Source organism: Vibrio sp. OPT46, from assembly GCF_015163535.1.
Lineage (GTDB): Bacteria > Pseudomonadota > Gammaproteobacteria > Enterobacterales > Vibrionaceae > Vibrio > Vibrio alginolyticus.
In genome coordinates, this window is record NZ_JADDYG010000730.1 from 1 (window position 1) to 8,099 (window position 8,099).

An 8,099-nucleotide genomic window follows, 5' to 3' on the forward strand; every position below is an offset into this window, starting at 1 on the left:
GGGTGGTCAGAGATCATCATCTCTATCCCATATATGTCCCTCAACTTAGGTTCAGTAAACACCTGTTCAACATTGCCTTGTGCAATCAAATCACCTTGATGTAATGCAACGATGTAGTCGCAAAATCGTGCAGCCAAGTTGATATCGTGTAATACGATAATAACGCCCAAACCCAGTTCTTGACTGAGTTTAGAGATAAGCTTCAACATATCTACTTGATGGCTGATATCTAGCGCAGACAAAGGCTCATCAAGAAGCAAATACTCGGTTTTTTGGGCTAACAGCATAGCTAGCCACACACGTTGACGCTCTCCTCCAGATAACGTGTCCACTAAGCGATCTGCGTATTTTAGTGTGCCTGTCATCGCCATTGCTTCTTCAACAATGTCGTGATCTTTCTTACTCAAACGTCCAAGTAAACCATGCCATGGATAACGACCAAAACCGACTAAATCTCGACCTAAAATACTGTCGGTCACTGGAAGATGCTGAGGCAAGTAGGCAATGTGTTGGGCAAACTTTTTCGCTGAGAGATCGTTAATGCTCGTTCCATGCAGAACCACGTCACCAGCGGTGTATGGCTGTTGCTGTGCCAGCAACTTTAACAATGTGGATTTTCCTGAACCATTGTGTCCAACAAGAGCGTATGTTTTTCCGGGTTCAAATGTCACATCAAACGCTTTTAGCAATGACTTGCCTTCAATCTCAAACTGGAGTGCTTTAGCTTCCAACATCCCTACTTCACCTAATAGCCATTTACGAATAACAGTTATTCAAAGCTCTCATTCGTTGATCACGTTTGCCGTTCTTATTCAACAGAACGATTAATAAGGGAGGTTTTATATAACAACAAAGATACAAATGCAAACCGTTGTCATTATCATTACATCAACAAAATCATTGAGAGAATTGCTAAGTGTTAGTGATAATTTGCTCTGCTGAACTTCATTAGTAAATTATAGGCAGGTCAACGAGAGCAGCGGTCTCCCACTGCTCTCGCATAAATTTGAACGAATACTGCAGCGTATGAAGAAATGAAAAATGCCGCAGTGAATACATTAATGACGAGCGTCAGCGCCAAACTCTACTTCTTTATAGATATCGGCCAGCGACTTTTTACCTTGTTTGTCTTTGGCTGAACGCTTTTTCTTAGTTTGATAATGGTATTCTTGCTCCTGAAGTGCTTGTTCGTGCTCTTTTGCTGACTCAACAAACTCAGGATTTGCAAGTGCTTGTTGGCGTAAGCGGTTTACTCTTTCAAGGGTTTCCCACAACATACTTCACCTCCAAACTTATTACTGTATATAAAAACAGTATTGTTTAAATATTCCTCCTCGTCAACATTTCAACTTTGTTACTGCTCTTCACATTAACCCCAAGCCTGTATAGTGCTCGGGATATTTGTGGATGATTTGCTTTATATAACCTTGATGCTCTCGCAGAGCATCAACACATTCTCGAGATAACCATCCCTGATATACCCATTTTTCAAGTTCTAACAATGCGTATGGGATGGACCACGCTTGTCTGTACGGATGGTGCGTCGTCATAAAATCAAAGGCATTCGCGACAGCCGTAATTTGCGCGGCGATTGGTATATCATCACTGGTTAAACCATACGGATAACCAGTGCCATTTAAATTTTCGTACTGATAAATAATCATCTGCAAAAACAAAGTCACACTCGGGTGAACCGGATTTCCGATACGGGCAACTATGTCATCCGCTGAATCGATACAACGCTCAATATGTTGAATCAATATCGCCTCTTGTTCTTGAGAGTAATTTGTTCGGCGGCTAGCAATTTCAACTGGCAGCTGACTATCACCGAGCGCATGGAACTGAGCAAAAATACCAATATCTTCGACCATTTCGTCATTCAGGTGATAACGATCCGCTAACTGCGTTGCGATAATTTGACTGTAGTACTTCATGCGTTTGGTATGCGCGTAATACTCAGGTGAATAGCCTGGCATCATACATTGCATTCGGTTCGCTAGCGTTTCTATCGCATTGACTACTTGAGTCTCTGATTCAACCGCAAATCGAATCATTTCGAAATAAGGTTTAAGACCATTCAGCGCTTCTAAACTAAACGCATCACGTTGAGTGGAGTTCAAAAATACAAAACCAGTAAAAGCTTTATTGTCATAACAAGGAATAGCAGCCGACGACTGATATCCGTGTTTGAGTAAAATTTGAACCCGAGGACAGTGCTTAATATCATGAAGGTCTTCGACGATACGAGGAACCGCGTTTTTAGAGGCAATATTGAGGTGGTGGAGTTTACGGAATGCTGATTCGTGATGGGCTAAACACCAAGTGTCGAACTCACTTTCTGCAAATGACTTGAGCACATCTTGGTCTGGGTGATATTTTGCAAATGACACCCTATCAATACATGGCAAGTGCGCCTGCATCCTGCCTTTTAGCGTTTGCAGTTGCTCGTTAAGCGGTTTTGCAAACGGGTAAAAACTCCGGTGCGCCATGCTTCACCTCCACACCAAAGCAGAGAAACAAGAAAAGCTCATTGTGTTGCAAATTCAATGGTATTTTGAGCGGTTTTCTCCACTTAAATTATCGATATACCACAACTTAAGTGTACGAAATAAAAGCACATTTCTACCAATTTTTTCACCGGATATCTTACGGTAATTTGATCCAGATTAAAAAAGCCAACGAGCGAAACTCGTTGGCCTAACAATACTGATTGATTACGATGGATTCAGTAACTAGAAGTTATTCAAAGAACGTTCTAAACAACTAGCCTAGAGCAGGAAGCACACCCAGCGTAATTAACACCTGAGCGAATACGATGCCAGTGCCAGCGATGCCCGTTATCACTAACGCACCTTGACCACCTGCGACGCGGTACTCCCCAGTAAAATCATCCGATTTACGAACCTTGATCACCATAACCAAAGGCAAAAAGATGGCTAAAATCGCTAAGGCAATCGCTGCATAGCCCAAAGCCATAATAAAGCCTTGAGGATAGAAAAGTGCGAAGCCTAGCGGTGGAGTAAACGTCACTAGTGCCGCAATCAAACGATTAGGCTTATCGTTACTTCCTTTGATGGTATCACCCAAAAATTCGAATAGACCCAAACTCACGCCAAGGAACGATGTCAACAATGCCAAGTCAGCAAACACACCAACAATGCTACCCAAATTTGATTGGTGTACTGTCTGAGATAGTTGACCAATCAGTGCGCTCAACCCTCCGTTCTCAACAAGCGTACTTTGGCTAACCACACCCAACGTCACGATTTGCCAAAAGATATAAATAACGAGTGGAATCGTCGAACCAATAATAACGGCTTTGCGTAAAGAAGAAGTGTCACCGTCTAAGTAATTCACAATTGCAGGTATACTTCCGTGGAAACCAAACGAAGTAAAGATCACCGGAATCGCCGCTACAACAAGGCCTTGTTCGATTGGCATACTTAACAAGTAAGATTCCGTAACGTTTGGAGCAAGAAAAGAAAGCACCGCAACCATCGCAATGAGCTTCATCGCGAACAGAACTCGGTTTACTTTATCGACCGTACCGGTACCCACTGTCACAACTAAAGTCACAATCAAGGTAAAGATTATCGTTGATGTAGGCCCTGAAATATCGAGGTCAAACCATTGTGCAAGGCGGTCTCCGAACTGAGCACCACCGCCAGCGATATACGCTGCACATAATGAGTAGAAAAGAAACAACATCGCAAAACTTGCCACCCACTTGCCTTTTTGACCTAGGATCTGTTTCGCCAAAGTATGAAGTGTAGCACTACTCTCCGCATGTTGATGAAGCTCAAGCATAAGCAAGGCAGTGAAAGCCATCAGAGCCCATAAGCCTAGCATGATGATAATAGAAGTTGAAAAACCAATGCCGGCAGAGGCAAGTGGAAGCGCTAGCATACCAGCGCCTATTGTAGTGCCCGCAATAATTAGCGTACTACCGAATACTTTAGAACGACTCATTGTATATTAATCTTTACACTTTATTAGAAATTATCAGTATTAGATCGGGCAACGGCGGACCGAAACCAACACCATATTTGTATTTCCGTCGATATTGTAGGATCTTTAGCAGAAGATCAAGCAAAGTGTAAGGATAAAAAACCACACATGTAAACTACAATTTACACCTTACTGATATTTAACAATAACTGTGTGCATTCTTCCCTGTTCATGAACTTGGGAACAGGGTAATTCCAGTGCGCCTCTTTCAGAATTAAATCAACAAGCGCATCAGCATCTTCACGTTGAATGAGCGCACTGGTTTGCTCAATATCAATAGTTGAAAACAAGGACTCCAGATTCGCCAAAAAATGCTGAGCACTTGCGTTACCTAACTGCCCCTCGGCCGTCAACTCATCGAGCTTTCTTAGTTGAGGCTCAATCTCTGATAATGAAAAGCGCAGCACAGGCAACAAGGCTAATCCGTTTGCCATACCATGAGGTATTCCATATCTCGCACCGAATGTGTGAGCAAAGGCATGAACATAACCCAAACTCGCTTTGGTAAATGCTAAACCCGCGTAATAGGATGCCATAGCCATTTTATGACGAGCTTCGACATCATCCCCTTGCATCACAGCCCTAGGAAGATATTTAAAAATGAGTTTAATAGCGGCAACCGAATAAGCCATCGTTTCTTGAGTAGCGTTTTTCGATACATAGGCCTCAATAGCATGGGTTAATGCATCAACGCCAGTATCAGCCGTGATCTTAGGAGGTAAACCAATCATTAAATTCGCATCTAAAGCTGCCATTAGTGGCACCAACTTTGGATCCATTAAAGGGGTTTTAATGTGTGAGGAGGGATCTGACACGACCGCAGCGATAGTAACTTCACTTCCGGTTCCAGCCGTTGTTGGAATAGCAAAAAGCGGCGCTGGCATTCGCCATACCTTCAATAGTCCAGCTAATTTTTTTATTGGCCGTTTATTGGTAACTTTCGCAGCGATGACTTTTGCACAATCCATTGCAGAGCCGCCACCCAAAGCTAATATGCCCTCACAATGAAAACGATGATAAGCCTCTAGACCGCTCTCTACCTGATCATAGGTAGGATCGGGCTTAACTTGCGAGAAAACATCTAACTGTAAATCGAGTTGTGCTGCAGCCTCAAGCACCTTATCTACAATACCGACTTGGACTAACCCTTCGTCGGTAACTAACAAAACGCGTTTAAATCCCAGCTCGGTCATCGATTCTAATAGCTCATTCATCGAACCAGGGCCGGAAAACAAGGTTGGTCTCGGCATAGGAAGGATAAGGGCTGCTATTTTTAACCCAGCGGTGTAACTCCGATATAAACGATGCTTCAACATACGAAATCCTTTTCATTTAGAGCTATCATTCTAGCTACTTTTACTACCTATGCTTACTTTGCAATCACACATTTTCAATAAACTTATCTCACTAAAAGGGCTAGCATCGCTGGGAAACCGTACCATTTTATTATCTTCCCTCAACGACATGAGCTACAGAGAAAATGTTTTCAACGACGCTCTATTGTCATGTAGTTAACAAGCTGCTTTCCCTATTACTCTGTTAGTTACAGAGCAAGCCTCGAAGAAGTCTTCTTATTTTTTGCCTTCAAAAGCAACAATATGAATTCTGTTAATCAGACATCAATACCGTGTGTCTCTGGTTGAGCCCGAACACGATCTACAAAAATAAAAATAAGAATGCGTTACATCATGATTTATTGTCGTTTTCAAATAAGTCAACAAGAGCAACAATAATCTTTCAAAACTTATACTTAGTTCAAATATCTGACTCTTAACCATGAGCTTCAGGTGATATTATTATGCAACTAGGATTATTATCCCGCCCATAATCAAAACTATGTCTAAACGCCCACCTTTTTGGGGTCTATTCGCTGTCGTACCCAATTTTTCCTATCACCTTCTGATTTGGGTTTAGCGTGGGCTAATTAGCAATGTCGGTATAAACCATGAATCATTCTTGCCATTCCCATACGGACATGGGCTTTGAAGTCGATCTGAAACAAGCACTTATCTGGGTTGCTCGAGCACTCGACTATGTCGGTGTTGATGATACGCACCATAGCCATCGTGTCGCTTACATCGCTTACCAATGTGCTCGGGTCATGAACTGGGAACCAGAAAAAGCGGAGTTTTGCTACTTCGCAGGGATGATCCACGATTGTGGGGTCTCCGAAACACAAGAACATAAAATGTTACTTGAGGAGTTGGTGCCACAAGATGTAAAAACACATTGCTTAAGAGGATACCGAAGCCTCAAGCAGTGTCGTTTGTTACGTCAGTTTGCGACACCTGTTCTTTACCACCATACACATTGGAGTGAACTAAAATATCTTGATTTACCGCCTTTTGAAAAAGAGGTCGCTGCCCTACTCTATTTAGCCGATCGTCTCGATTTTATGCGTTCCAAATACGTCATGAACTGCCACTGTGACATTGTCACACTTCATGAAGAACTAATTGCAGAATGCATCATGGCAAACGCTGGAACTTTGTTTAATCCAGACATGGCTAAGGCAATGGTTAAGCTCGTTATGACCGACGCATTTTGGTTCGCGATGGAGTCTGAAAATATAGAAACCATCGGATTAAACTTTAAAAGCATTGATTGGCTTCAAAAACAGCTCACCATCCAAGATATGAATAGTTTGGGAATGTTTATCGCTCGAATTGTTGACGCAAAAAGCCCATTTACTTATCAACATTCGCAAAAAGTGGCGGAGTTATCTCGGTATCTAGCCATCAAGCTTGGGTTCTGTGAGCACGACCAAGAGATGTTATTTATTGCTGGGTTGGTGCATGATATCGGAAAGTTAAAAACACCAGATGAGATTCTTCATAAAGAAGGCTCTCTTAATAAACAAGAGTATACGCGTATTAAACGCCATACAATTGATACTCAGCTCGCATTACACAAAGTGTTTCCCAACGCTAAAATAGCGGAGTGGGCCTCTAATCATCACGAGCGTTTGGACGGTTCTGGCTATCCTTATCATAAAACAGGAGACGAACTCGATGTACCATCGCGTATTGTCGCGGTTGCCGATGTTTTTCAAGCTCTGTCTCAGGACCGTCCCTACCGAGGACGAATGGCTCAAGCACAAATCGCCGCGATTATGGGCGAGCAAGTCGCTAAACAAGAACTTTGTTCTGACGTCTATGCAGTGCTAGAGCGAAACATGACCGAGTGTTACGAGCTATCAACTAATGTTTAATCGATAAAGGGCGTATCTACGCCCTTTGCTGATTTTGTGCAGGTTGCAAACCAATCATTTTGCAATATCAAGTACATTGTCTCGCACACCATTGATTCTGAACCAACCTGCAATACTGAAACGCTCAGCATTGGTCGGTAAAACCTCATGCGGGAATTGCTCAGATAAGAATAAAAGTAAGCGTCCCGATTGAGGAGGGATGGTTGCTATCTTATTATCATTTAGATCGTAAACCACCAATTCACCTGCATCCTTTTCCGTCCAAGATTCGTTCATGTAAAAAACGGTTGTCAATCGACGGTTTTCATTGCCCTTAAAACAATCTAGATGCTTTTGGTAGAAATCCCCTTCCTCGTACTTGGCAAAGTGAGCTTCATACTCAAAAAGCCCCAGAAACAAGTGACGGTTCACTTCTTGGCGTATTTCTTCCATCTTATCTAAGTAAGAAGTAACCGCGTGCCCCATATTGGGCGATAACCATTGAATTTTGTCACTTCGAATTGACTCAATACGTGTCACATCGTCATTACGACCAATACGCGCTTTTTTCCAGTTACTTGGAATGCAGTCTCGTAATTGAGTCACTTCTTGTTCAGAAAGAAAATCATCCCAGATGTAGTAGCCATGGGTTGCTAACGCATCGATCATTTTATCCATTATTGTCGTTCACTCATATTAGTTGGGCGGTCTATATAAAAAATCTTCAACCCCACAACAAATGCGATTTTTTGTCGAAACGACAACAAAATAAAAAGAGAGTAAAAATAGGTGATGACGAATATAAAAATGCCGCTCATATGAGCGGCAATATCTTTTATTATTGACGAGCTTCTAATCTGGTTGGATGAACTCGCAACGGACTAAGACGTTTAATAGTCGG

At 42.3% G+C, this 8,099-nt stretch carries 7 protein-coding genes; 1 reads left to right on the forward strand and 6 read right to left on the reverse strand.

Features of this window, described 5'->3' with window-relative positions; translation table 11 throughout:
* The 5 genes from IQR33_RS26090 to IQR33_RS26110 all read right to left on the reverse strand — a co-directional run.
* The coding region (locus tag IQR33_RS26090; RefSeq protein ID WP_193844191.1) for an ABC transporter ATP-binding protein at positions 1–734 on the reverse strand (734 nt) is incomplete at its 3' end.
* Positions 735–1,058: 324 nt separating this feature from the next.
* Positions 1,059–1,277: a hypothetical protein gene (locus IQR33_RS26095; protein WP_005377723.1), complete on the reverse strand. Its 219-nt coding sequence runs from the start codon at positions 1,275–1,277 to the stop codon at positions 1,059–1,061.
* 87 nt (positions 1,278–1,364) lie between these two features.
* The gene (locus IQR33_RS26100; RefSeq protein ID WP_193837396.1) at positions 1,365–2,489 is read right to left on the reverse strand and encodes an HD-GYP domain-containing protein; all 1,125 of its coding nucleotides are present in this window, start codon (positions 2,487–2,489) and stop codon (positions 1,365–1,367) included.
* Positions 2,490–2,763: 274 nt separating this feature from the next.
* The gene (locus IQR33_RS26105; protein ID WP_033905238.1) at positions 2,764–3,969 is read right to left on the reverse strand and encodes an aromatic amino acid transport family protein; all 1,206 of its coding nucleotides are present in this window, start codon (positions 3,967–3,969) and stop codon (positions 2,764–2,766) included.
* A gap of 161 nt (positions 3,970–4,130) precedes the next feature.
* Entirely contained in the window at positions 4,131–5,324 is a 1,194-nt protein-coding gene (locus IQR33_RS26110) for an iron-containing alcohol dehydrogenase (RefSeq protein ID WP_170890611.1), read from the reverse strand.
* Between the two features lie 629 nt (positions 5,325–5,953).
* Between IQR33_RS26110 and IQR33_RS26115 the strand changes: the two genes are divergently transcribed.
* Positions 5,954–7,219 carry an HD domain-containing phosphohydrolase gene (locus IQR33_RS26115; protein ID WP_025766702.1) on the forward strand — a complete coding sequence of 422 codons (1,266 nt, stop codon included), beginning with the start codon at positions 5,954–5,956 and terminating at the stop codon, positions 7,217–7,219.
* A gap of 54 nt (positions 7,220–7,273) precedes the next feature.
* Here IQR33_RS26115 and IQR33_RS26120 read toward each other — a convergent pair whose 3' ends face one another.
* A complete protein-coding gene (locus IQR33_RS26120) occupies positions 7,274–7,876 on the reverse strand; it encodes a 2OG-Fe(II) oxygenase (RefSeq protein WP_062730627.1) in 603 nt (200 codons plus the stop codon).
* Positions 7,877–8,099 lie beyond the last annotated feature (223 nt).

What these genes read in the sequence shown, in the direction of transcription:
- IQR33_RS26095 (WP_005377723.1), bottom strand. Translation starts at nt 1,277, where the DNA reads ATGTTGTGGGAAACCCTTGAAAGAGTAAACCGCTTACGCCAACAAGCA.
- IQR33_RS26100 (WP_193837396.1), bottom strand. Translation starts at nt 2,489, where the DNA reads ATGGCGCACCGGAGTTTTTACCCGTTTGCAAAACCGCTTAACGAGCAA.
- IQR33_RS26105 (WP_033905238.1), bottom strand. Translation starts at nt 3,969, where the DNA reads ATGAGTCGTTCTAAAGTATTCGGTAGTACGCTAATTATTGCGGGCACT.
- IQR33_RS26110 (WP_170890611.1), bottom strand. Translation starts at nt 5,324, where the DNA reads ATGTTGAAGCATCGTTTATATCGGAGTTACACCGCTGGGTTAAAAATA.
- IQR33_RS26115 (WP_025766702.1), top strand. Translation starts at nt 5,954, where the DNA reads ATGAATCATTCTTGCCATTCCCATACGGACATGGGCTTTGAAGTCGAT.
- IQR33_RS26120 (WP_062730627.1), bottom strand. Translation starts at nt 7,876, where the DNA reads ATGGATAAAATGATCGATGCGTTAGCAACCCATGGCTACTACATCTGG.